Annotated in this window: 20 protein-coding genes, 3 pseudogenes and 1 riboswitch; of the genes and pseudogenes, 11 read left to right on the top strand and 12 right to left on the bottom strand. The window is 51.3% G+C overall.

Annotated features, from left to right (window positions below):
* Positions 1-113 precede the first annotated feature (113 nt).
* The gene (locus ABYK60_RS01990; RefSeq protein WP_372870244.1) at positions 114-1,385 is read right to left on the bottom strand and encodes an alpha/beta hydrolase-fold protein; all 1,272 of its coding nucleotides are present in this window, start codon (positions 1,383-1,385) and stop codon (positions 114-116) included.
* Between the two features lie 149 nt (positions 1,386-1,534).
* Between ABYK60_RS01990 and trxC the strand changes: the two genes are divergently transcribed.
* Positions 1,535-1,957, top strand: a complete 423-nt coding sequence (trxC, locus tag ABYK60_RS01985; protein ID WP_372870243.1) for a thioredoxin TrxC — start codon at positions 1,535-1,537, stop codon at positions 1,955-1,957.
* Between the two features lie 66 nt (positions 1,958-2,023).
* On the top strand, positions 2,024-2,902 hold the full coding sequence (locus ABYK60_RS01980; RefSeq protein WP_372870242.1) for a hypothetical protein: 879 nt from the start codon (positions 2,024-2,026) through the stop codon (positions 2,900-2,902).
* A 96-nt stretch (positions 2,903-2,998) separates the two neighbouring features.
* Here the strand turns inward: ABYK60_RS01980 and ABYK60_RS01975 are convergent, their stop codons facing one another.
* Positions 2,999-3,442, bottom strand: coding sequence for an Hcp family type VI secretion system effector (locus tag ABYK60_RS01975; RefSeq protein WP_372870241.1), 444 nt, complete (start codon positions 3,440-3,442; stop codon positions 2,999-3,001).
* 664 nt (positions 3,443-4,106) lie between these two features.
* Entirely contained in the window at positions 4,107-4,937 is an 831-nt protein-coding gene (locus ABYK60_RS01970) for a hypothetical protein (protein WP_372870240.1), read from the bottom strand.
* Between the two features lie 264 nt (positions 4,938-5,201).
* Here ABYK60_RS01970 and ABYK60_RS01965 point away from each other — a divergent pair, with 264 nt between their 5' ends.
* Complete coding sequence (locus tag ABYK60_RS01965; RefSeq protein ID WP_372870239.1) at positions 5,202-5,930, top strand: hypothetical protein; 729 nt, start codon at positions 5,202-5,204, stop codon at positions 5,928-5,930.
* 72 nt (positions 5,931-6,002) lie between these two features.
* Positions 6,003-6,416: a GFA family protein gene (locus ABYK60_RS01960; RefSeq protein WP_372870238.1), complete on the top strand. Its 414-nt coding sequence runs from the start codon at positions 6,003-6,005 to the stop codon at positions 6,414-6,416.
* 65 nt (positions 6,417-6,481) lie between these two features.
* On the opposite strand, the gene ABYK60_RS01955 is transcribed toward ABYK60_RS01960, so the two are convergent.
* On the bottom strand, positions 6,482-6,751 hold the full coding sequence (locus ABYK60_RS01955) for a DUF2999 family protein (RefSeq protein ID WP_372870237.1): 270 nt from the start codon (positions 6,749-6,751) through the stop codon (positions 6,482-6,484).
* A gap of 276 nt (positions 6,752-7,027) precedes the next feature.
* Here ABYK60_RS01955 and hflX point away from each other — a divergent pair, with 276 nt between their 5' ends.
* A complete protein-coding gene (gene hflX / locus ABYK60_RS01950) occupies positions 7,028-8,359 on the top strand; it encodes a GTPase HflX (RefSeq protein WP_372870236.1) in 1,332 nt (443 codons plus the stop codon).
* Between the two features lie 39 nt (positions 8,360-8,398).
* On the opposite strand, the gene ABYK60_RS01945 is transcribed toward hflX, so the two are convergent.
* On the bottom strand, positions 8,399-9,790 hold the full coding sequence (locus ABYK60_RS01945; protein ID WP_372870235.1) for a sensor histidine kinase: 1,392 nt from the start codon (positions 9,788-9,790) through the stop codon (positions 8,399-8,401).
* Positions 9,791-10,136: 346 nt separating this feature from the next.
* Entirely contained in the window at positions 10,137-11,513 is a 1,377-nt protein-coding gene (dbpA, locus tag ABYK60_RS01940) for an ATP-dependent RNA helicase DbpA (RefSeq protein WP_372870292.1), read from the bottom strand.
* A 248-nt stretch (positions 11,514-11,761) separates the two neighbouring features.
* Between dbpA and ABYK60_RS01935 the strand changes: the two genes are divergently transcribed.
* The 3 genes from ABYK60_RS01935 to ABYK60_RS01925 all read left to right on the top strand — a co-directional run bounded on the left by ABYK60_RS01935 (position 11,762) and on the right by ABYK60_RS01925 (position 13,568).
* On the top strand, positions 11,762-11,884 hold the full coding sequence (locus tag ABYK60_RS01935) for a hypothetical protein (protein WP_372870234.1): 123 nt from the start codon (positions 11,762-11,764) through the stop codon (positions 11,882-11,884).
* A gap of 645 nt (positions 11,885-12,529) precedes the next feature.
* Positions 12,530-13,063: a DUF2087 domain-containing protein gene (locus ABYK60_RS01930; RefSeq protein WP_372870233.1), complete on the top strand. Its 534-nt coding sequence runs from the start codon at positions 12,530-12,532 to the stop codon at positions 13,061-13,063.
* Positions 13,064-13,151: 88 nt separating this feature from the next.
* Positions 13,152-13,568, top strand: coding sequence for a GNAT family N-acetyltransferase (locus ABYK60_RS01925; RefSeq protein ID WP_372870291.1), 417 nt, complete (start codon positions 13,152-13,154; stop codon positions 13,566-13,568).
* A 401-nt stretch (positions 13,569-13,969) separates the two neighbouring features.
* On the opposite strand, the gene ABYK60_RS01920 is transcribed toward ABYK60_RS01925, so the two are convergent.
* The 6 genes and pseudogenes from ABYK60_RS01920 to metH form a co-directional block, all read right to left on the bottom strand.
* Positions 13,970-14,914 (bottom strand): calcium/sodium antiporter, encoded by a 945-nt coding sequence (locus tag ABYK60_RS01920; RefSeq protein WP_372870232.1) that lies wholly within the window; start codon positions 14,912-14,914, stop codon positions 13,970-13,972.
* 269 nt (positions 14,915-15,183) lie between these two features.
* A pseudogene (locus ABYK60_RS01915) lies at positions 15,184-15,276 on the bottom strand (Mobile element protein); the annotation flags it as partial.
* Positions 15,277-15,336: 60 nt separating this feature from the next.
* Positions 15,337-15,921: a hypothetical protein gene (locus tag ABYK60_RS01910; protein ID WP_372870231.1), complete on the bottom strand. Its 585-nt coding sequence runs from the start codon at positions 15,919-15,921 to the stop codon at positions 15,337-15,339.
* Between the two features lie 220 nt (positions 15,922-16,141).
* Positions 16,142-16,279: pseudogene (locus tag ABYK60_RS01905) on the bottom strand (transposase); the annotation flags it as partial.
* A 647-nt stretch (positions 16,280-16,926) separates the two neighbouring features.
* Positions 16,927-17,034: pseudogene (locus ABYK60_RS01900) on the bottom strand (alpha-amylase family glycosyl hydrolase); the annotation flags it as partial.
* 394 nt (positions 17,035-17,428) lie between these two features.
* Positions 17,429-21,169, bottom strand: coding sequence for a methionine synthase (gene metH, locus ABYK60_RS01895; RefSeq protein ID WP_372870230.1), 3,741 nt, complete (start codon positions 21,167-21,169; stop codon positions 17,429-17,431).
* A gap of 253 nt (positions 21,170-21,422) precedes the next feature.
* On the opposite strand from metH, the gene ABYK60_RS01890 reads away from it, so the two are divergent.
* From ABYK60_RS01890 to ABYK60_RS01880, 3 genes are all read left to right on the top strand, one after another.
* Positions 21,423-22,106, top strand: coding sequence for a histidine phosphatase family protein (locus ABYK60_RS01890; RefSeq protein WP_372870229.1), 684 nt, complete (start codon positions 21,423-21,425; stop codon positions 22,104-22,106).
* A 46-nt stretch (positions 22,107-22,152) separates the two neighbouring features.
* A riboswitch (cobalamin riboswitch) is annotated at positions 22,153-22,323 on the top strand.
* A gap of 86 nt (positions 22,324-22,409) precedes the next feature.
* Entirely contained in the window at positions 22,410-23,207 is a 798-nt protein-coding gene (locus ABYK60_RS01885; protein WP_372870228.1) for an ABC transporter ATP-binding protein, read from the top strand.
* Complete coding sequence (locus tag ABYK60_RS01880) at positions 23,204-24,262, top strand: FecCD family ABC transporter permease (RefSeq protein ID WP_372870227.1); 1,059 nt, start codon at positions 23,204-23,206, stop codon at positions 24,260-24,262. The genes ABYK60_RS01885 and ABYK60_RS01880 overlap by 4 nt, the downstream gene beginning before the upstream one ends.
* Positions 24,263-24,269: the final 7 nt, after the last annotated feature.

The following is a 24,269-nucleotide window of genomic DNA, read 5'->3' as shown; positions in this document are numbered from 1 at the left end:
TTGATTTTGTGGGTGGATTTAATTTACAAAAAATTTACATGCAGCTAAAGCCTGGCAAGGAGATTGGCAGAAAAAGACAGGTGCCAAGCGCACCTGCCGTCGTTTACCGCTAATCAGAATCTTCTTGGATTCAGTTCCCAGTATTGCCAGCTTTCGAGTTGCTGGTTTTCGGCCAGCGCCATTGCGCGTTGATGCAAGGCCCTGGCTTCATCAAGTGCTCCCAGTGCTTTTTTCGCTTCGCTCATTTGGGCGAGCCAATCAGCATGCTGCTGGCCTTCGTTTTCGGCGCGAAGCAGCAGTTCCATGGCTTCTGTTGCCTGCTGATTTTTCAAATAGCTCTTGGCGAAGCCAATACAAAGTTCAGTATGAGACTCAGGAAAGCGTTTCTTTGCTTCTGTCAGGAACTCGGGGATCTTATTCTGCTGTTTGGTAATAAAAAAATATTTTCCAAGATAGTAAGATTGCAACCACTCAAATTGGAACCCGGTCCACAGGTTGCGTTTGGCTTCAAAATGTTCGAGTACTTCCTGATAGCTATCCATCTTCAGAAGTACATCCAAATCTGTGTAGTATGCCGGTGCAAGGTATTCCAGTGCATCCAGCAGCGCCGGCATGGCAGTGGTGTAGTGGGTTTCTTCCGGGTACTGTTTGAACACCACTCTGCTGTTTGGAACATGTTTCTCAATAAGTTCAAACAGAGGTTTTACCCCCATACCCTGTTCGTTTGCCACTGAAAGAAACAGCGGCGGCAATGCCCGGTGTTTCCTGAGGTACTTTTCCATTCTCTTGTTAATACCATAATCGTCGTACCATGCACTTGGGCTCATGGCCATAAAGGCAGAGAACGCCGGGCTGTCGGTCAGCATGGCTTCGAGTGCAAACAGCCCCCCGAGGGAGTAGCCTGCGAGAGCATTTTTACCATTGGTTCGGTATTGGCCGTTTATCAGAGGAACCAGTTCATCATTCAGGTAAGACAACAGAATATCAGCACCGCCAAAGTCTGTGCCTTCGAGCTCTGATGGCCATGTCGTAGACTTTAAATAATCTGCCTGCCCCTGATTGGCTACTCCTACCACCAGCATCGGTGGGATCTTCCCCATACGGGTCAGGTTGTTTACCGCAGCGGACACATGTCGAAACTGAAAATCACCATCGATGACATAGAGCACCGGATAATGGCGTTCAGAGGCATGGTAGCCCTCTGGCAGTGCCACCATATGGCGTCTGTTCTCGCCAAAGTGGCGAGAGGGAAACTGGAATGCTTCACCATAGGTGAGCGCCTGGCCGGATGCGGGGGCCGTTTTTGTGGTTGTCTCAGAAGCTGATGAGGTTAATGAACAAAGCATTGCCGCCGAGAACAGCAAAACGTGAATTCCTGATTTCATTTGATATCCTTGCCATATTGGGCTTTTGAGACTGCTAAGCTGCCAGACTTGGCTGGAAAAGTGAAGAATCTGCTTTGGCATCCGGTATTCAGATTGCCTCTTACCTCAATATTTTTTGTCCGTTCCCCCCATTACTTGGAGAGCATAATATGATCCTCGCTTGTCCTGACTGTCACGGTCTGTGCCGGGTTCCCGATGACAGACTTGATGAAGCCCCCCGCTGTGGCCGCTGTAAAGGGCTGTTGTTTCAAGCCAGACCAATTGAATTGACCGAGAGTAATTTTGAAGCCCATGCACTGAAGTCCGAATTACCTCTGGTGGTGGATTTTTGGGCCTCATGGTGTGGCCCGTGCCAAAGCTTTGCACCGGTATTTACCAGTGTGGCCGCAGAATTTGAACCCTTGTTCCGTTTCGGCAAATTAAACACCGAAAGTCAGCAGGGACTGGCGGCCCGATTCGGCATCCGCTCCATTCCCACTCTGATGGTGATTCAGGGGGGCAAAGTGATTGCACAGCAGGCCGGCGCCTTGCCAAAGCAGGCATTTACCCAGTGGCTTAAACAATTTGTCTGATTTATCAGTCGTATTTACCATCGTTATCTGGCCTTGCGTTCGGGCTTGGCTGTCGGGAGGTGAAAGGTGCTGGATGTTCGTTGTGAAGTAGAAGGTGAGGCGGGGCGGGTATTTTCCGTTTATGGTTTTGCAAAGCTTGATGAAGCTGCGCAGGAGCAATTGCGTCAGTCGCTATTTTGCATCGGTTGTGGCGCACGGGCCTATTTTCGCCGTGCCTCAAGTGACGGTAAGGCCGCTTGTTTTGGTTCGCTCTATCACGCCGATGATTGCCCCGAGTATCGACCTTCATCGGCGCGCAGGGAAGAAGAAAGTGTCATTGCCGAAGTTCGTCATGTTATCGAGCGGGAGGATGGCCTCAGCATTGATTTCGATGCCCCTATAGGCTTGCCCCGCAAAAAGCTCCCCGGTGTCGGTCAAGACAGTATCAGTGAACCGAAACAGGATTATCGGCCCGCGTCATGCGCTGAAGCGGGTAAAAGCACCGCCGAGATTGCCACAAACGCTGACCCGTCGGTTACGGCGCCAAGACTTGGGCTGAAAAAACTGCTGCAAAGTTTGCTGCGTGGCAGTGAGTTGGCAAGCTCAGAACTATGGGTTTATACCGATGAGGTGCACCGCTGGCGGGCTAAAAATTTATTTGTGAACTTTGCTGATGCCGAACCGACTGAAAAGGGGGCTCCACGTATGTATTGGGGGACGCTGTCCCATTCAGATAAGGAAATGAATTGGCTTAACCCGGCTGAATCACGGGAGCTTGGTGTTGCCATTTCGGATATCCGCGACAAGTTGCTAACACGTTTTGGTATTAGTGAACGGCGAGAGCTGGAAGGTGCAGGCATTATTCTTTTTGGCAAGTGCTTTTATACCAAAGACAAAAAGCGAAAAATTATTACGCCATGGAGCCGGGATCTTAAGTGGATTTGGTTGTTGCCTGCAGAAGAGTAATAACATACAGGAGTTGTGGTGCGTCTTGATTTGCCAAGGAGGCGATTTGAGTGCGTATGGCGACAACTTCTTACACTCGAAACGCCCCGACAAGGCTCACCGACATTTGTGACTGCTTGAGCTGATTCTGGTTTCTTCCGGTACACCGGGTTTTCCGTTCGGATCCTGCGGCCGATAGATAATATTTGCCTCATCAAAATGCAGGGTAATGTTTTCCAGCATACGCTGCTCACCGCTGCCGCCAGTGTTGTAGCTGGATACACTGACATTGCGCATATGCATTTGGAAATAATCGACCTCTCCCCTGTCACCTGTATTGGTCGTCATGGTTATCATGGCATCCTGATAAACTCTGTCCATCATCTGCCCCATGAGAATGTCAACGGTGGCACTGTCGGTGTACTTGGTGACGGCAACATCCATGACACACAGGCTACCGGAGGTCGAAGTGCTGTCATTGCTCCAACTCCACGACAATATGTCAATTTCATCACGATGACCCTGGTTTTGGCTTTCGCCTTTAATATCACCCAGTTTCATATAGGCTGCCCCAGATGCAGTTCCCGGAGCCATGGCCAAAAACCAGGCTGCCACTAGGCAAGTTTGTATGAGATAGCTGATTTTCATTGGTTTTCTCCCTATGTTCGTTAAAAGGAGTGACCTGCCAACCTGAGTTGGCCCCTGTGTAAAACCGATTTGTACAGTTCAGAGGCTGCCCTGTGCCAGCAATGCAGTGATTCTGACTGTTGTCGCACCTGGTACAGAGATTGACTGCTGAGCTTAAACCGGGTTTGTTGGTCAGCCTCAGCCTCAGCCTCAGCCTCAGCCTCAGCCTCAGCCTCAGCCTCTGAGTGGCTTATGCCCCGAGTCAGAATACCTTTCAGGTTGTTTCCCTGCGCTGGTGTGATTGCCAAAGGCTGGCAATTTTCCCCGAGCATGCGCCCTGTACAAAGCACCAATAAGTTTAGCTGCCAAGGCTTAGGTTTGCTTAAGGAAGGTGCGAATAAGTCATGTGCTTGCTCTGCGTGAGCTTAAAGTGGGTAGATGCAAGGCACAGCCCGCAGCGAATGCACCCGGTTCTTCGCACTTTCCTTCACAGTCTTGGATATGGCCGGGGAATGGGGCTTGATTTACGGATTGTATTCAGGCAGCTGCTTTAGCGGTATCACCCAGTAAATAGTCGGCCCTGAACCTGATTGGTATATTATTCCAATTCAATCAGTTGGCGGTGATATTCGCGAATAAAAGGTTCGAGTAATGACGCTTCTTGTTCTCCGAAATACTCACGGTGAAACTGCAGGTAATCTTGCAACATGGCATCTTCTGCAAAGACGCTGTCGATAGCTTTTATCATGGCTTTGCCTTGATTGTCTTTACTGCAGGCGATATAGCCTGCCACCGGCACTGTTTGCCCCGCTATCGGTATCGCTTTAAATTCAAATAGCCCGTCAGTGTCGTTCAGATAAGAGCGTACGGAGCGGCTGTAATCAATGGTGGCTGTAATTCGTTTCGCAATGAGCATATCTATGATGCGCTCTGCGGGTTCAGTTCCTCCCCTGATGTAATAATATTGGGGCGTTTTGGCGAATATGCCATCCAGTTCGGAACCGTAACTGCGCCCTTTTACCAGGCCAATCATATTTTGTCCCGCCAGATTAAACTCGGCGGGTGTAAATTCATCAGGCCAGCTTACGGTCTTTGCATCGGGCACAATCAATCGTAATGGCGGATACAGGTTCATGGGGAAACGGCTGAAGTAGGCTTTGGCTTCCCGCTCTGGAGTTTTTATCTGGTTAATCAGGCACGAAGGGCTTTTTTCCAGCATCAGCCAACTGCGATTCAAAGGTACCAGCTGATACAGGAAATGTATGTCTCCATCAGCATGCATCTCCAATGCATTCAATACGTTTGAGTTAAGTGTTTCCTGAGTGAGCTTAATATCCAGGGGGTGATCAGAGTAGAGGGTGATCTGTGTCTGAGCCGCAATGGGGGCTGACAGTAATAACAGGATACCTATGCTGAGAAATTTGGCCATCGCACGCTCGCTATTTTTTTGTCGTACCCATTGCCCCGGCGCATATATAGCAAAGGATAGCCGAATCCTGATGGGCTGGACGGTTGAATTCCAGTCCTGTTCCGACAATGAGTGGATTTGAGCATGATATTTTTATCATCAGAGTCATGCAAACGACTTATGGGCAAGTCTGTAAACTTTGTATAACTTGCGGGGGGATAAGCGTAATTGTCACATCGGAGCAGGAAACGACCATATATCCTGCAAGTAAAAGGAACTTACATCATGATACAAAGATTGATTGCCACCGCCCTGGTATCTGCGGTTGTGGCTTTTGTTTGCACATCATCCCATGCCAATCAGGATAACTCCTGGGTGACGCAGGAGTATATTGATAACTCCGTTGCCTCCATGATCCCTCACACATTGAACAGTCCGGGTTTTGCTCAGTTAGCGGCCTGTGCCGGGCTGAGTCATGAAGATGCCATCGGCGCACTCGAGAAAACCATAAGAAGTTGCTACGGCGCGTATATGAAAGATGCTGATGATAACAGGCTGGAGCAGTGTTTTGACAATATGGCGCAAACCGCGCTGGGGTTATCCGAGCAACAGCTGTCGGCCTGTTATGGGGATGAGCTTGCATTTGACTCATCTGATGAAGATGATGTGCAGGCACAACTGGATACCATACAAACTGAGCTCGACGCAGTGCGGGAAAAAATAGACGACCTCTATCGACCTGGGGAACTGACGGAGCAAGATGAGCAGCGTCTCGATAAACTGTTGGATCAGGAGGCGGTGCTGACACAGAAGCTGGCTTCAATTGCACAAATTCAATATTGGGAACAAATGGGACCAAGTGAGCGCAAGCTGATGGCGTTACAGGAAGAGATAGGTGATAAACAGCCAACAGCTGCACAGATGGCCGAGCTTAAGCGGCTTAGTGAGCAGGTTAGAAAAGAGCAAATGGCAGAGAGCCGCGACATGTTTGAAGCAATCAGTCCACGCCAATAATTGTACTGTGCCGGACCGGTGATTGTTGTGCTGAAAGCCTTTGCCTTGTTGTCCTTACAAAGGAGATAAACCATGACCAAAAAGTCACTCATCGGTGGTTGTTTGTGTGGTGCCGTCAAGGTAGAGGTGGAGCCTCCGGTCAAGTGGGTGGCGCATTGCCATTGCAGCCAGTGCCAAAGAGCACATGGGGCGGCCTTTGTGACCTGGTTTGGCGTGAGTCAGCAACAGGCCTGTATCAGGGATCCGGAAAATTTACTGGCCTGGTATTCATCGTCTGCGCAGGCAAAACGGGGCTTTTGCAAGCGTTGTGGCAGCAGCCTGTTTTTTACCTCCAGTCGGTGGCCGGGTGAACTGCATATTGCCCGTGCGGTTATGGAATCTGAGCTTGATGACTTACCGATGGCACATGTGTTTTATGATACTCACGTCAGTTGGTTTGATGTTAACGATGAACTCCCCAAAAAAACGGCAGCGGATCTGGCGTGACTCTGTGTCTGAGGCCGGTGATGGCGTTTGCATCACCGGACGTTAGCGTATATTCGGTTTAGAACTCAGCGACCCTCGCCTGATTGTGAATCCAGTTTAGCCTTGGCCGCTTCCACTTTTGAAAAATCCAGTCCAAGTTCATCCACCGCGTCTTTAATCAAGCCCGGGTTTTGCATGACCTGCATCATCATGCCTTGCAGCTTGTCCGGGGCAATGCCCAGTTGTCCCAACACCCCCATCGCCATCAGCGGATTTTCGGTCAGGGTTTGAAACAGGTTTCTTACCTGTTCATCACTTACATTGTGCTCTTTGAGCAGTGCAATAATGGGGTTCATGGGTTTTCCTTTACGCATTGGTTTGTTGCAATTGCGACATTTTAACAGACTTGTCGAGTTGGTGCAGGCGCACAGACTCTGCAGTTAATGCAATCTGACAGTGTTTGCACCAAAGCAAAAAGGTTGCCAATAAATAGTCTGTAACCGGCCGAAAAAAATATATTTTTTGCCCCTTAAATGCGCTGGATTGTACCGCAGATTTCGCCTATAAAGGCGGCACACAGCCCTGCAGTAGCTGTTTCCCCCACTGAGTTGGGTCTTTCACCGAGAGTCTTTATGCCCACATCTGTTGATAATGACATAATTCAAGCCCTGCTAATTTCCATCCGCACTCCCAATATCAGTGCAGACGAAGTGGACTGCTCCCTGGCAGAGTTAGGGCGACTCGTCCGTACACTGGGATTTGAAATTTTTGCCAGTGGCTCTCAGCGGCAGCAGTCAACCAAGCGCCTGTCTGTTTTGGGGGCGGGAAAGCTTGAAGAGTTGGCCCGCATGACCGGTGCGCTGGAAGAAGCCGATGACTCGCTGGCCAATATCGATGAATCGGGTTTGGAGCAGTTTTTACAGTCAGCCACCAAGTCGCGTGCTGATGTGGTGGTGTTTGATTGTGACTTAAGTCCGATGCAACTTCGAAATCTGGAAGATGCGTTGGGAGTGCAGGTGTTTGACCGTACCGGCGTTATCATTGAAATCTTCAGCCGCCACGCCAGCAGTAAAACTGCCCGCCTGCAGGTTGAACTTGCACGGCTTAATTATCTGACCCCGAGGCTGAGACGTGAACATGGGGGAGATCGCCAGCGCACAGGCGGGCGCAGCGTGGGTGAAAGCGCACTGGAGTTGGAACGTCGGGCCATCAGGGATAAGCAGGCTGAATTGAGGCGGGAGCTGAAAAAAGTTCAGGAGGTGATGCAGGAGCAAAAGAGCAGTCGCCAGGCAACCCCGACAGCGGCATTGGTGGGTTACACCAATGCTGGTAAGTCCTCATTGATGCGTGCACTTACCGGGTCTGATGTGCTGATTGAAAATAAACTCTTTGCGACCCTGGATACCACGGTAAGGGCATTGGTACCGTCAACCCAGCCGCGGATCTTAGTGTCGGATACCGTCGGCTTTATCAATAAGTTGCCCCATGATTTGGTTCCCGCGTTTCACTCGACCCTTGAAGAGGCCAAAGATGCCTGTTTATTGCTGTACGTGGTGGATGCCAGCGATGGTAATTTCCGCACTCAGCTTGAGGTGGTGCGCTCGGTGCTGGGGCAAATCAGGCTTACAGAGAAAGACAAACTGTTATTGCTCAATAAAGTGGATTGCCTGAGCAAGGATGAGCGTGATGCGTTGTGTAAAGAGTTTCCCGATGCTTTGCAAATCAGTGCCTTGAACAGTGATGATGTCGCTGCTGTGCATCAGGCCATCGTTTCGGCAATAGCAAATCAAATGGTCAGTGCCTGTTTTAATATTCCTTACGGTGCCAGTGCGCTGATGGGGGAAATCCATAATAAAATGCAAGTGCAGGAAGAGGAATATCACGCTCTTGGGATCAGGGTAACCCTTAAAGGCAGGAGTGCTGACTTGGACAGATTGAACAAGCGCCTGTTGCGTGAGTACTAATTTTTGCCTGTTGGAACTTGGCGTTGTGAGTGTGTGATATTAAGAATGTTGAGCCAGATTGGCTTGGTTTGGGAAGCTTATGCTAAAGGTTGAACCTTTGCCCAATTCCGAGGCAACTTGCATGGTTCCATGCAATTTTTTGTTAATAAGGTTATAGCAAATAGATAGCCCCAGACCGGTTCCGCCATTTGCCCGAGCAGTAGTGAAAAATGGTTCAAATATTTTCTGAATGTTGTCAGCGGGTATGCCGCACCCGTTGTCCTTCACCTGCAACATGACCTGATTGTTTAACTCCCACACGGCCACCTCTATTTGTTTGTTGGCATTTGGCGGCAGATCTTTAAAACCGTGATTTATGGCATTGGTAATCAGGTTTGTCAGTACCTGAGCTATGATCCCAGGATAGGTTTGCAAGTAAATTTCTCCTTTTAAATCAAGAGATATTTTTACTCCTTGCTTTTTCAACATGCCGTTTAAAGGTGTAAGCATATGGCGGATATATTCACAAAGCTCGAAAGCTTCCAACTCGTTGGCAGCCTGATCCGCCGCTGTACGTTTGAAGTCCTGCAGCAAGGTTGCTGCGCGTGACAGGTTATCCAGTGCCAGAAACAGGCCCTCTTCAACCGTTTCAATGTACTGTTTAAACGTTTTTGCATCCAGATCGTCTGCTTCGAAGCGGCGGCGGATTTGCCGTAGCTCATCCTGGCAAAGAGAGACTGATGTTACGGCGATCCCAAGGGGGGTATTTACCTCATGGGCCACACCAGCGACCAGACTGCCGAGGGCCGCCAGTTTTTCTGATTCAACCAGTCTGTCCTGCGCCAGGGTCAGATTGGTCAGGGCATTTTGCAGATTTTCGGTCCGTTCTTTTACCTTTTCTTCAAGTGAGGCATTCAGCAATTCCAGTTCAGCCTGGTATATGTGACGTTGCTGAGCACTGATTGCACGGCCGTAAAGATCGGCCATCGCCGCGGCGAAAACCACTTCATCTTCCGTCCATTGCCGTGCAGGGCCGCGATGTTCGCAGCAGATAATGCCAATCATTTTACCGCGATGCCGGATGGGGACATCCAGCATGGAGCTGATGTTTTGTGGTGCCAGATAAACTGATGAAAACTCTGCGGTGGCCTGATGAGTGTGAGCATCATCGGCTGCAATCCTGCGTTCGCTGTCCAGTGCACGAAAATAATTAGGGAAATCATGCCGGGTTAAGGTAAGCGCCTCGGTTTGCTGAATTGAGTCTCTGTCCAGCAATAGGTTACAGGTAATAGATTCGGACGCTGCAGATAATAGCCAAATTCCCGCCCGTTCAATCTGCAGCCCTTCGCAGCAAGAGTATAAAATTAGCTTGGATGCTGCAGACAAATCACCATCATCAATGTCCTTTCGGCGGCTTACTTCCAATAGTATGGCTTCCAAGCTTTCTATCATTTAATGACCTTCTGTTGAATGCATCTGAGTCTGCATTTTCTGCAAGATACGCCGGAACAGTTTATTTGTCTGAACTTTAATCTTAGGTCAGCTATTCGGCTATTAGCCAGATTTTTAATGACATTTAAGAACGTAACTCAAAGCTATCGGCGATTGTGTTACCGATTTTCCGGTGAATGTGTGCAGGGATCTGTTAGGGACTTGGGCGGTGAAGAAAGATAGTTTTTGCCAAATTGATTGCGTAGGGTCTTGGAAAGCTGCCAGCTAAAGCTGGGGCTCCAAAGAAATACCTGCCTATTGATAGCATCTCCAATAAGGCAGGTTTATGCAGTGCAGATTCCAGGGCTTACTTCATCAGCCAGGCGCGGTAGGCTTTACCTTTAATGCGGCCGGAGGTGATTTTTCCCAGTGCTTTTTTGGCGACCTTGCGATTTACCGCAACGTAGGCGCGGTAATCGGTAACCAGAATCTTACCCACTTCGGTGCCTTCAATCCCCTTGTCACCGGTGAGGGCGCCCAGAATGTCGCCGGGGCGCAGCTTGTCTTTCTTGCCACCGTCGATTTGCAGGGTGATCATGGCTGGTGCCAATGGCGTGCTGCCAAGCAGGCTTGCCGACGGCAGCGGCTCGCTTTGAATGTCACGCTCCAGATACTCTTCCAGCAGCGCCATCTTGTAGCCGTCTTTGTCGTTATAGAAAGTAAAGGCCGCGCCCTTGCTGCCCGCGCGGCCGGTGCGGCCAATGCGGTGAATATGTACTTCGGTGTCGTGGGCTACGTGGTAGTTGAATACCGCATCAAGGGCATCAATATCCAGACCGCGGGCGGCAACGTCGGTGGCCACCAGTACGCAGGCACTCTTGTTGGCAAACTGCAGCAGGGTTTCGTCGCGGTCGCGCTGCTCCAGGTCACCGTGCAGCGCCAGCACGCTGAAGCCAAAGGCGGTCAGTTCATCGGCTACCTTCTGGGTTTCGCGCTTGGTGTTACAGAACACCACGGCGCTCTCGGGTTTGCGCTCAAGCAGCAACAGGCGCAGCGCCTGCATCCGCGCGGCATCATCATCCAGATGATAGAAGTGCTGCTCAATAGTGCTCTTTTCGTGGGTCACGGCCACTTTTACCATCACAGGGTTATACATCACCTGTTTGGCAATGGACTGAATTTGCTCAGGGAAAGTGGCGCTGAACAGCAGGGTTTGGCGCTGGCGCGGGCTTCTGGCGATAATCGCATCCAGCTGCGGCTGAAAGCCCATTTCCAGCATGCGGTCGGCTTCATCGAGTACCAGCATATTGAGGTTACTTAAATCGAGGCGATCGCGCTCAAGGTGATCAACGATTCGCCCCGGGGTGCCAACGATGATGTGGGCGCCATGCTCCAGTGAGCCCACCTGCGGCCCCATGGGCACGCCTCCGCACAGGGTCAGCACCTTAACGTTGTGAATGCCACGGGCGAGGGTACGGATTTCCTGCGCCACCTGATCCGCAAGCTCGCGGGTAGGACACAGTACCAGGGTTTGAATGCGAAAACGCTTCACATCCAGCTTGTTCAGTAACCCCAGACCAAAGGCGGCAGTTTTACCCGAGCCGGTTTTGCCCTGACCAATCACATCCTCACCCGCCAGAATGGCCGGCAGGCTCTGGGCCTGAATGGGGGTCATCTCGTGGTAGCCCATGGAGGACAGGTTCTCAAGCAGTTCGGTTTTAAGCTTAAGGGTGGAAAACGCCATTGAAGGCTGGGTGTCTGAAGTGCTCAAGGATGCTGTCCTGTGGTGACTAACCAGGCATTGACCGGGTTATTTGAAATAATGCTGCGCACTAAGCTGCCCATTTAGTACAGGGCGGGGTTGGATTGGAAGAACCATTCAACCGGGCCAAGGTGCTTCAGCGCAGATAGCGGCTGATTGTAACAGTAAAGCGCTGCTTTTGCCTCAAGTAGTGACTTTGTGGGGTTATGGGGTCAACTGGATGGTGCTGGATGCAGCGCCATGCCAAAACGCTGTTCCCTGCACCATTTAGCGCCGAATTCGGACTTCATGGCACAGATGAGATCCCCGCGACCACTCATGCCACAGTGCTGACGGCAAAACTCCTTGGCTGAACCGGGTATAGTCACTGATGCCTGGTTCAGCCAAAAGCTTTAAGCGCCTGAGAATGCTCTTCATCAACAGAAAGGCAGCTGATACTGACAAGGCGCTCTTGCCTTCGCCAATCGGCCTGCCCAGCCGTACTTGCTCACCTTCGGAGGGGCTATCGCTTTTGAGAAACTTTGCTGCGACAGGGTTGCCGGAAAATGCATCGGCGCCACACAAAAACGCTGTTCTGATACAACGAGTTATCATGTGGTCAAAGGGCATGCTGATGTTAAAAAGAGAGCGCCTTAACTTGCGATGGGCTGTAGTCGGGGCAAACTTTGACTCGTTTAAGGAGGCAATTAAAAGCCTGGTCGAGGGTTTACTAAACCTCAAAAGAAATGGTTGCCCTGACGTTGTTCCTTTTATTAGTGGCATCTGGCCTATGGGTACCCGAAGGCTTGCAATCATAATAAACATGGCAAATAATAGCCGCCGGTCGGCAGTTCACCCAGGCATCGCCGCTGCGACATGTGTCGCAGAGCTAAACCTGCTGAAGCGTTTAACATTCAGATACTTGGTATTTTTGTGCCTGTGTCATAAGTCGGCGGTCCTTGGCTCTGTTTCCATTGCAGACGGCTTAAGTGCAGGCACCCTGATAACGGGTATCCATTATGACGAGACAAGTCATTCCCTTTAGCAGCCCGGATATTTCTGCGCTGGCTAAATCCGTGCGTAAGCAATTACAAAGCTGTGACAGCTTCCCCTCCCACCTTGATATGCTCAATATCCTCGCCAAAACGGCAGGGTATCGCAATTATCAACATCTGCGTGATGCGGCCAGCACTGACAATTCTGGCACCGAAATCAATATTGAACGTCTGGATCTGATGATTCCAACCAGGCTGAAACCCTTTATGAGTCAAGAGTATATTCTCAATTCCTGGCCTGTTAAGCGTGCCATTCAGGAGTTGAGCCTGTGGTTTTTCTGGTGCCGCTTTCGGTACCAGCAGCACTACAGTGAGTCGGAAGTCAACGAGGTGATCAAGTGCTTCCTCGGATTTGCCGATTTTGCACTGATCCGGAGGGAGCTGTGCAATCACAAATTGTTGAAGCGCACCGATGACGGTCGCCATTACTGGCGAGCAGCAGCAAAGCCTCCAGAGGAACTTCATTTACTCACTCTTGTGTGGCCAGTCCCAGCCTGACACTGAATTTTACTCAATTTCAGTGACGGCTTGTTTGCTCTTAACCAGGTTGTTGCCACAGGTTATGAATCGATTCGGAGATGACATAGTGAAATTTGAAGTGATGCACGAAGAAGACACCAAGGTGTTTAACGCATTGGTAGAGGGGGTTCGCCAACATATCCACGAGCAGATGGGGGATGAAGGTCCTAAGCCGCTGACCTTGGTTGCCAGAGATGAAGATGGCAGTCTGCTTGGAGGCGTATCGGGACGAACCATCTACAGGAACTTCCTGATAGAGGTTGTTTGGGTTACCAAGCACTGCAGAGGGACTGGGCTAGGGCGTAAGCTTATGGAGATGGCTGAATTGGAGGCCAGGAAAAGAGGCTGTTTGCTGGCCCAGCTGGATACGCTGTCTATCCAGGCTCCTGTTTTTTATCAGAAGCTTGGGTTCGAACTGGCAGGTGTGGTACCCGAATTTCCCGGAAGTCCTGAACGGTATTTTTTGATGAAACAATATCTATGAGGAATTGAAAGCAGGTATGGGATATGCGCACGTTTGCCATTTCTTAAAAAAGCTCAAGCATCATTGCTTGGTGCCTATGTCATCTGGTTTGAAGACAAAGAGTCTGCAAAGAGTCTGTACAGGCATGAGCTTAGGTTTCTGTACCTGTCTTGACTTAGCATAACTGCGCCCCGAAAAGGCGTCATCACCCTACAGAAACGCCCTTCTGACGCAACGGTTAATCACCTGGTAGAAGGGCGTGCTGATGTTAAAAACAGAGGGTGTCATTCACTTGATGACTGGCAATAGCCGTGTCGAGCCTCAACTCAGTTTGATGGTTTCTTCAATGGCTGAACGAGGTTATGCGAAATATCAAATAGGATTGACTGCCCTTTTTTCATCCATTTTTTCAGTGGGTTGTATCATGCAGTGGTGGCATTTTGCACCAGATAACCCATGTACACCAGGTTGGCCAACATCAGGAGTGCGCCTTCTCGGCGGCCAATCCTCAGGCCGGTCCATGCCAGTGGCAGCAGGGCTACCGCAAACCCGAGCATTACTGCAAAATCCACTTTGCTGAAGCCTGCGCTGCTGATGGGATAAACCAGAGAAGCGATACCGAGAATACCAAGAATATTGAAGATGTTAGAACCCACCACGTTACCGATGGCGATATCGCTCTCACCCTTGATGGCGGCAACTACGGAGGTAACAAGCTCAGGCATGCTGGTTCCAATGGCGACGATAGTCAGACCAATTACCACTTCGCTGACCCCGAAATGGCGGGCCAGCTCAACAGCACCGTTTACAAACAAAATGCCACCGCCAACAAGCATACCAATACCGGCGGCGATCATGACCACTGCCAGAAGCGGATTCTTCGGGCCTTTTTCGACTTCTTCTATGTCGGCATCTGAGTCATCGGCATCGCCGCAGCGATAGCTGTAAACCAGATAACCGATCAGTAGTGCAATAAACACTAAACCATCTAAAGTGCCGATCTCTCCATCCATAACGGCAATAATTAACGCTATGGTGACTGCAACCATGATAGGAATATCACGACGGATCATTTGCGATTGCACCTTGATAGGCTTAATCAGGGCAGTAATAGCGAGAATAAGGCCGATGTTGACTATGTTTGAGCCGACCACGTTGCCTAGGGCAATGCCGGAGTTACCGGCCAATGCTGACTTGATGCTCACCGCAAGCTCAGGCGCCGAGGTGCCGAAGGCGACTATGGTGAGACCAATCACAAGCGGGGCAATGCCGAGGCGCAGCGCTATGGCACAGGCACCCCGTACCATGGATTCGGCACCCAGGGTGAGGATGATAAAGCCTCCGAGAATGGACATTAGAATTAGCATTTTGATTTAACTCATCATTTAGTGGTGGCGTTTGAAGGCTCTGTAGAGGTGGAACCTTGTTTGCTTGTCCCGGAAATTGCTCCGGTGATCAAAATTATGGGTGGGTTATTGGAATAAATCTTCTGCCGCTGTTTCCTGTAGATTTGTGGCTGGCTCAAGTGCGATAGCATACTCGGTCAGCGCATTGTCGGCAGCAAAAAAGTCAAAGCGGAAGAGCCCGGATACTCAAAAAAATTATTAAGACATATATGTCTTTGTTATTTATTCACGCCGAATAAAAATGCCCGCCGCACACAGCGACTGATGCAGTGATAGAAAGGCGTGTCTTCCAGACTCACCTGTGTATACCTTGGCCGTGGCATCACCCGCCTCCCCGCTTCCTGACAATGGCTTGTTTAAAGCCTGGTCAAGCCTCGGGGAAGCTACTGACAATTGTGGGTGTCTTTGTTATTGTTATTTTTGGGGAGTTTTAAAACTTTAAAAGAGTATTTGTCTTCCTTGCTGATGCTTAAGTATCCATTTTTAGATAAGTAAACTAATATACTGTCGAGTTTCTGTTTGTTGTTTTTTATTTTTGTTGAGAAGTCATTTATGTTCCATTCGCTGCCGTGGTTTCTATAAAACCATTCCAGCTCTTTTAGAAACAGTCTCTCAATGTTTGTGAAAATGCCACTAAGAGATTCACTGTTTTTAATTTCACACGTAATTTTGTTGAGACTTTCTTTCTCTGTTGGGAATTCATCTAGGAAGCTGTTTTTCAAAGGCTCTAGTACTTCAATGAACTCTTGAAGCGTGATACTTATAGTCGTTTCTATTGCGCCGCTAGCATCCCAAAATGTAATAAAACCTTCTTCTAATTCATAACCATGTTCCTCTCTTACTACACATATACCATTACTCACGGCCTCTAAAAAACTGAGAAAATCACAAGGAGGTAATACAAACAGATACTTAATTAATGGATCGTACCTTTTATCTAAGTAAGCATATATGTTGGGTAGATGCATTTTTTAAACCTTTGCGATGGCTAGCTGGAGTCAAAGAAGACTCAGGATAACCCCAACACTGCGTGGATAAAAGAATCCTTGGTGTTTCCCCCTCTTTCTTCTGGTATGAGTGTCTCAGAGAGGCCTCTATTTTGTTGTAGCTATTGCATGCACTCACTTTAGCCTCAATGGGTAGAACAATCGTCAGGACAGGCATCCGGCTGTATCTGAAGGCGCCACCAAACACTGGCATGTCCCCAGTAGTGACCGCACCAAGCTCCAGCAAACGGAACTCAACCCAATCCCGCCGATGTTCAGAGCTTTTGCCGCTGTAATCGTCCACACCGCACAAAAATGCCCTCCGCACGAAGCGACTAATTCAGTGATAGAAAGGCGTGTCTTCCGGACTCACCTGCGTATATCTTGGCCGTGGCATCACCCACCTCCCCACTTCCTGACAATGGCTTGTTTAAAGCCTAGTCAAGCCCCGGGGAAGCTACCAACAATTATGGGTGTCTCAGTTATTTTATTGGTAGATCTTTAGTATTCAAATTAATTTTTATTTTTGTATTTTGTTGTGATTAAAAATCTTTCTTTTAACAATCTGAAGTAGTTTGTAATTGTTTTATTTCTCAAGATGAATTTTACAAGTATTCCATCTAGAAATGCAGTAATGAAAAACAATCTAAACCATTCGTGTAGGTAAATTAGAGTGGTAATGGTGTTATATAAATAGTCCGAATTTTCTGAGCTGTCAATTTCGATTTTGTAGGCAGTGTAAGCCATTATTGCTGATATCAGGAAGATAATAAGTAAGGCTTTTGGCCACTTAATTTTAAGCAGCCGTAAAGTAACAGTAATTGATAATGCGGTAAGGTACACGCATATAAAGTAACTAGGCGAATCATTGAAAAAAAGCATCCTTGTCTTCCTTTCTGGTTGTTCAAGTCTTTAGTAGGATAGTAGCGTAAAGAGTAAGTAACTTGTCAAATTGTTCATTAACAAAAAACAAAAAGATTTTGTTGTCCTATGTTTTTCATAATTGCGGCCAGAACCCTCGTCCTCGCCACACAAAAACTCCCGCCTGACACAGCGGTTGATTACATGGTAGAAGAGGGTGCTCTCAGCATCTATCTGAAAGACGGGACAGGCATAACACTTTGCTCGAAGGCAGCACCAAATTTAGGCATATCCCCAGTAGTGACCATCGACAGCAAGGCGAGTATGGCAAGGCCATGTGGTTACGAGCGAGAGGTAGGGATACCGAACTGGCATTTTTACAGGGATGTATTTTGCTGTCGTTGAGCTTACAGGGATGTACTTGCAGCGTGTCACGGATGGGGATATGCGAACGGCACATCGCAGGTGATTGGTTGCGGCAAAGCTGGCAGCCAGTTTTCTGCCGATTAGAAGCGAAAGGCATACAGCAAGATTCTGGGCGCTAGCCCAAAAAACAAAAGCCGCTCAATGCGGCTTTTGTTTTTCATTCCCGGAAGGATGATTCGCGACCCTGATCACTCAGGCCGACTTATTCAGGGTCGTAATCAAGCACTGGTGCCAACCATTTCTCAGTTTCAGCTACCGTCATCCCTTTGCGGCGGGCGTAGTCTTCTACCTGATCTTTACCTATGTTGGTCACGCCAAAGTAGCGTGCCTCGGGGTGGGCGAAGTACCAGCCGCTGACTGCCGCAGTGGGGTACATGGCGAAGCTCTCGGTGATATTGAGATCTATACACGCATCGGGTTTGAGCAAATCCCACAAGAGCCCCTTCTCGGTGTGATCCGGGCAGGCGGGGTAGCCGGGGGCGGGGCGGATGCCGCGGTACTTCTCGCGGATAAGCGCCTCGTTGTCGAGGTTCTCATCGCTGGCGTAACCCCAGAACTCTTTACGTACCCGCTCGTGCATGCGCTCGGCGAAGGCTTCGGCCAGACGGTCGGCCAGTACCTTGAGCATGATGGCGTTGTAGTCGTCGTGGTTGGCCTCGAAGCGTGCCAGATGCTCATCGATGCCGTGGCCTGCGCACACTGCAAAGCCGCCGGTGTAGTCGGCCACGCCGCTGTCTTTGGGAGCTACAAAGTCCGACAGACAGAAGTTATCGTTGCCGACCCGCTCGATTTGCATCCGCAGGTGGTGGGTGGTCATCAGCACTTCGCTGCGGCTCTCGTCAGTGTATAGCTCGATATCGTCATGGTTTACGGTATTGGCCGGGAACAGGCCAATCACGCCTTTTGCGGTGAGCCACTTTTCATCGATGATGGTTTGCAGCATGGCCTTGGCGTCGGCAAAGAGTTTACGGGCCTCTTCACCTACCACTTCGTCTTCCAGAATGCGCGGGAATTGGCCGTGCAGTTCCCAGGCGCGGAAAAACGGCGTCCAGTCGATGCGATCGACCAAATCATCCAGCGGGTAGTCTTCAAACACCTGAATTCCAAGTTTATTTGGCACCTTGGGCTGGTAGTTGGCCCAGTCGAGCTGGCAGCGGTTTTCCCGCGCCGCCTTGATGGAGATAATCTCTTTGCGCTTGGCCTGTGACAGGCGTTTTTCGCGCATCACATCGTATTCATCGTAGGTGGCCTTGATGGTGGCTGCGCGGGTCTCTTGGTTGATGAGTTTGCTCACCATGGGCACGGCGCGGGACGCATCGGGGATATAAATGGCGCCGTGGGGGTAGTGGGGCGCAATCTTGACCGCGGTATGGATTTTCGAGCAGGTGGCGCCGCCGATAATGGCAGGCAAGGTCAGGCCTTCACGCTCGAAGGTTTTGACGTTGTGCACCATTTCATCGAGGCTTGGGGTAATAAGCCCCGACATGCCGATAATGTCCACATTCTCTTTTTTGGCGACTTCGACGATTTTCTCCACCGGCACCATAACGCCCAGGTCAATCACCTCATAGCCGTTACAGGCGAGCACCACGCCAACGATGTTTTTGCCGATGTCGTGCACGTCACCTTTTACCGTGACCATCAGCACCTTGCCGTTGCTCTGGCCGGCGACCTTTTCGGCCTCGATAAAGGGGTTTAAGTAGGCCACGGCCTTTTTCATCACCCGGGCTGATTTAACCACCTGGGGCAGGAACATCTTGCCCTCGCCAAAGAGGTCGCCTACTACGTTCATGCCGTCCATCAGCGGGCCTTCAATCACATCCAGCGGCCGGGTGGCCTGCTGACGGGCTTCTTCGGTGTCGGCGTCGATAAATTCGGTAATGCCTTTTACCAGCGCATGCTCAAGGCGCTTGTTCACCGGCAGGCTGCGCCATTCCAAATCCTCTTTTTTACCGGCACCGCTGCCAGCGCCGCCGCGATACTTTTCTGCAATCTCAAGCAGTTGCTCTGTGTTGGTAGAGTCTTCCACCGGGCAGGGCAGGTTAAGCACCACGGCTTCAACCCGCTCCTTAAGCTCGGCGGGAATGTCATCGTAAATCGCCAGTTGCCCGGCGTTCACAATGCCCATGTCCATGCCTTCTTTGATGGCATGGTAGAGGAACACGGCGTGGATGGCCTCACGCACCGGGTTGTTGCCACGGAACGAGAAGGACACGTTGGACACGCCGCCGGAAATCATCGCATGGGGCAGGGTGGCCTTGATGTCGCGCACCGCCTCGATAAAGTCCACCGCGTAGTTGTCGTGCTCTTCGATGCCGGTAGCCACGGCAAAAATATTGGGGTCGAAGATAATGTCTTCCGGCGGGAAGCCGACTTTATCGACCAGAATGCGGTAGGCGCGGGTACAGATTTCAATTTTGCGGGCGCGGGTGTCGGCCTGACCGGTTTCATCAAACGCCATGATGATGGCGGCGGCGCCGTAGCGCTTCACCAACGTCGCCTGCTCGATAAACTTGGCTTCGCCTTCTTTCAGCGAGATGGAGTTAACGATGCACTTGCCCTGCACGCACTTAAGGCCCGCCTCTATGACTTCCCATTTGGAGGAGTCAATCATGATGGGCACCTTGCTGATTTCAGGCTCGGAGGCGACAAGATTCAAAAAGGTGGTCATCACCTCTTCGCCATCCAGCATGCCCTCATCCATGTTGATGTCGATGATCTGGGCGCCGTTTTCCACCTGATCCCGGGCGACATCGAGCGCGGTCTCGTATTGGCCTTCTTTAATCAGCTTCAAAAACTTGGCTGAGCCTGTGACGTTGGTGCGCTCACCTACGTTCACAAAAAGACTGTCGGCACTGATGGTGAGCGGTTCAAGCCCCGCGAGGCGACAGGCAACCGGCAGCTCAGGCAACTTGCGCGGGGCGTGCTTTTCAACGGCTTCGCGGATAACCCGGATATGATCAGGCGTGGTGCCGCAGCAGCCGCCGACTATGTTCAGCATGCCTTCGATGGCCCACTGCACTATGATGTCGGCCATTTCTTCGGGCGTTTCATCGTAGCCACCGAACTCGTTTGGCAGGCCTGCATTGGGGTGGGCCGACACATAGGATTCGCTGATGCGGGAAAGCTCCTCCACGTAAGGGCGCAGCTCTTTTGGCCCCAGGGCACAGTTAAGCCCCATGCTGATGGGCTTGATATGGCGCAGCGAATTGTAAAAGGCTTCGGTGGTCTGGCCGGTCAGGGTGCGGCCGGAGGCATCGGTAATGGTGCCTGAAATCATTACCGGCAGGCGCAGACCAACCTCATCAAAAATGGATTCGATGGCAAACAGCGCGGCCTTGGCGTTCAGGGTATCGAAAATGGTTTCCACCATGATGATATCGGCGCCGCCTTCAATCAGGGCGGCGGTGGACTCGCGGTAGGCGGTTACCAGATCATCGAAGTGGATATTTCGGTAACCCGGGTCATTCACATCCGGGCTGATGGAGCAGGTGCGGTTGGTGGGGCCAAGTACCCCGGCCACATAGCGGGGGATACCGGTTTGGGCTTCCACTTCATCGGCCACTTCACGGGCGATGCGGGCACCAACAAGGTTTATCTCGGCCGAGAGCGACTGCATGTCGTAGTCGGCCATGGCCACAGTGGTGGAGTTAAAGGTGTTGGTCTCGATAATGTCGGCACCGGCCAGCAGATATTCGCGGTGGATGCCCTTGATTATCTCAGGCTGGGTAAGTACCAAGAGGTCGTTATTGCCTTTAACGTCGCAGTGCCAGTCGGCGAAGCGGCTGCCGCGGTAATGCTCTTCCTCCAGTTTGTGGCCCTGGATCATGGTTCCCATGGCGCCGTCGAGGATAAGAATGCGGTTGGAGAGATCCTCGTTCAGTCGCTGTTGACGGCTGTGGGCAAGCGCCTTGGTCGCCTGGGATAACACTGGAGTTGCCATAAAAACACCTGCAAAGTACAAAAAGGTTCAGTCCTGAATGCGCCGCCCCGTGGGGCTTTGGCTTCTTAAACGGCAGAGCCGATAGAGCCAAAAGCCAGTTTACGGCCTGAAACAGGCTATGGCGAGGCTGCTGCGCTGGATTTCTGCGCAGCCTTTGGCCGGGGCAGAAATTTGATTTGGACATTTATACGTATAGACGTCCATAATACGCGAAAAGCGCGCCCCGGAGCAAGTAACGCTCAAGCAGGCCACAGTGCGAAAAAACAGTGCGGAAAACAGTGCGGATAAACAACCAGAGGCGAGCGCCGATATGATTTCCTGTGAGCTGATATTCTGGCGTCACGGCAACTGTGAAGATGAGGGTGTGCTGCGGGGCAAAACCGACAGCGCCCCAGAGCCGTCGGCAATCCAGACCATTGCAGAGCGCGCTGCCAACATGCCTGTGCCCCATGCCATTTTCAGCTCCCCGCGGCGTCGCTGCCTTGAGCTTGCCGAGGCGATGGCACTGCCTTTGGGTCAAGCGGTGCAATTGCAGCCCGGCCTTGCCGAGATGGACTTTGGCGACTGGGATGGCAGAAAGCTTGCCGAGCTGTGGCAGCATGAGCCCATGGAAGCCTGGTGGCAGGACCCCTGGGGCCAGAATGCCAAAAAACAGCTGCCCCCCAACGGCGAGACCATGCAGGCCTTCGAAGCGCGGGTCGATGAAGTTATTGGTCAGATTCTCTGCGATGTGCAGGATGGCGAGCGGCTGTGGCTGGTGACCCATGGCGGTGTTATTCGCCGCACCATGGCTTCAATCCTTGGAGCTGATGGCGTTGCCGGTTTTTATAACAGGCTTGAGATACCTTATGGCGCCTGTGTCCGTACCCGTTGGTTTGCCACTGCACAGGGCTGGCAGGGGCAAGTTATTTGGCAGAATATGGAACTTCAGCCCTAAAGCGCGGATAATCATCACCCTGGCAGTTTTGCCGCCATGATGAAGTTGAACATTATTGGGTAAAGGTGTCGGGGGCCAAGCCAACCCGACGTGAAAAGGGAACCGGGGAGTAGCTGTTGGTACCAGCCCGGACTGTGCCCGCAACTGTGTGAGGTGCTTGTTTTATTTGAAAATGAGCCTTCGAGTCAGAATACCTGCCTTTACCTGTAGAAACCTAACCCATAGATCCGGACGGGTTATCCGGAGGAGTTTTATGCAAATCTACTTTGCTCCCCCGGGCAATACCGCGGGAGATCTTCTGTTATGACCACCTCCATCACGGTGAATGAGCTGTGCTGGCAGGTTAATGGCCGGGCGCTGCTGGACTCGCTCAGCTTTACCCTGAATGGCCGTGGCATGTACGGCGTTATCGGCCCCAATGGCGCGGGCAAGTCATCTTTGTTGCGCTGTTTATACCGCTATATTCGTCCCGATTGCGGCACTGTCCTGCTAAATGGTCAGGGCATAGAGACATTCTCGCGCAAGGCTTTTGCCCGGCTGGTGGCAGTAGTGCCCCAGGAGTTACCGCCAGTATTTGATTTGTCCACTGAGGCTGTTGTGTCAATGGGGCTGATCCCTTACAAGGGTTGGCTGGGCGCAGACAGCGCGGCCGATAAAAAGGCGGTGGCCGAAGCGCTGGCCAAGGTCGGGCTTGAGGGATACGGCAAGCAGCCCTTTGGTAAACTCTCCGGCGGCGAAAAGCAGCGGGCATTGATTGCACGGGCGCTGGTGCAGCGGCCCAAAATACTTATTCTCGATGAGCCGACCAGTCATTTGGATGTGCGCTATCAAATTGAAGTGCTTGAGCTGCTGAAGCGGCTCGATGTGTTTGTGCTCTGTACTATCCATGACTTAAACCTGGCCAGCGCCCTGTGTGATGAGTTGCTGCTGCTGGATCACGGCCGGCTGATTGCCAAAGGCGCGCCAGAGCAGGTACTTACAGAATCCCTGCTCGGCGAGGTGTTTGGGGTGTGCTGCACCGTTGAGCCCCATCCACAGCATGGCAAGCCGCTTATTCATTACTTTTACGGTTACGACAGAAACCAGGGGGCGCATATATGACGGGGATTCGCGCTCTGTTTACGCCCCTTGAGCGCCACGACTATTTGCTGGCTGTGCTGTTGCTGGCCTGTTTGGTGTCTCCGGCGCTGGCCAGTATCTTTGGCGCAGCAGACATTCATTTTACTGATGCCATGTCAGTGTATTTGCATGCCCTGATTGGGGAGCAGCCAAAAGATGTGCCTTATCTCGATAGCCGGATTTTGCTGGAGCTCAGATTGCCACGCATTCTGCTGGCTTTTGTGTGCGGTGCAGGGCTGGCGTTGGCCGGTTGGGCATTGCAGCTGGTGACCCGAAACCCCCTGGCTGACCCTTACTTATTTGGCATCAGCTCGGGGGCATCCCTCGGTGCCATTGTGGTAATGAGTCTGGGCAGCCTGCTGGGTGGTGGCTTTATGGCGCTGGCGGATGGTATCAGCTTGCCGCTGGGCGCCTTTGCCGGTGCATCGGCGTCGGTGCTGCTGGTGCTGGCGTTAAGTGGTTTCGGGCTGCAAAGTCAGGTGGAGCGCATGCTGCTCTCAGGGGTGGCCATTTCGTTTTTGTTCGGTGCCCTTGGCAGTTTGCTGCTGTATTTTTCCAGTCCGCAGGTGACGGCGTCGCTGCTTTTCTGGACACTTGGCAGTTTTGCCCGCGCCAGTTGGGATTTGCTTTGGTTGCCCTGGACCATTTTTGGGGTGTTCATTGGCTTTTTGTGGGTGCTGCGGCGACAATTGCTGGCGCTGTCGGCCGGGGACGAAACCGCCCATGGGCTGGGAGTGCCGGTCGCTAAATTGCGAACAATCAGTTTACTGATGTGTTCATTGATGACCGCTGTGCTGGTGGCCAGTTGTGGTGGTATTGGTTTTGTCGGTTTAATGATCCCGCACACAGTCAGGCTGATGTTTCCCGGGCGTCAGTCGCTTATGATAGTAGTGCTGATGGGCGGCCTGTTTATGATGTGGGTGGATGTGCTGGCCCGCTCGCTGCTGCCTACGCAGGAGTTGCCTGTGGGCGTGATTACCGCCGTGATAGGCAGTGGTTTTTTCCTGTTGTTATTGCTGAGGCGCAAAGGCACCTGACCGGTGG

The organism is Shewanella sp. (genome assembly GCF_041630135.1).
Lineage (GTDB): Bacteria > Pseudomonadota > Gammaproteobacteria > Enterobacterales > Shewanellaceae > Shewanella.
This window is presented reverse-complemented; position numbering and strand designations above follow the sequence as displayed.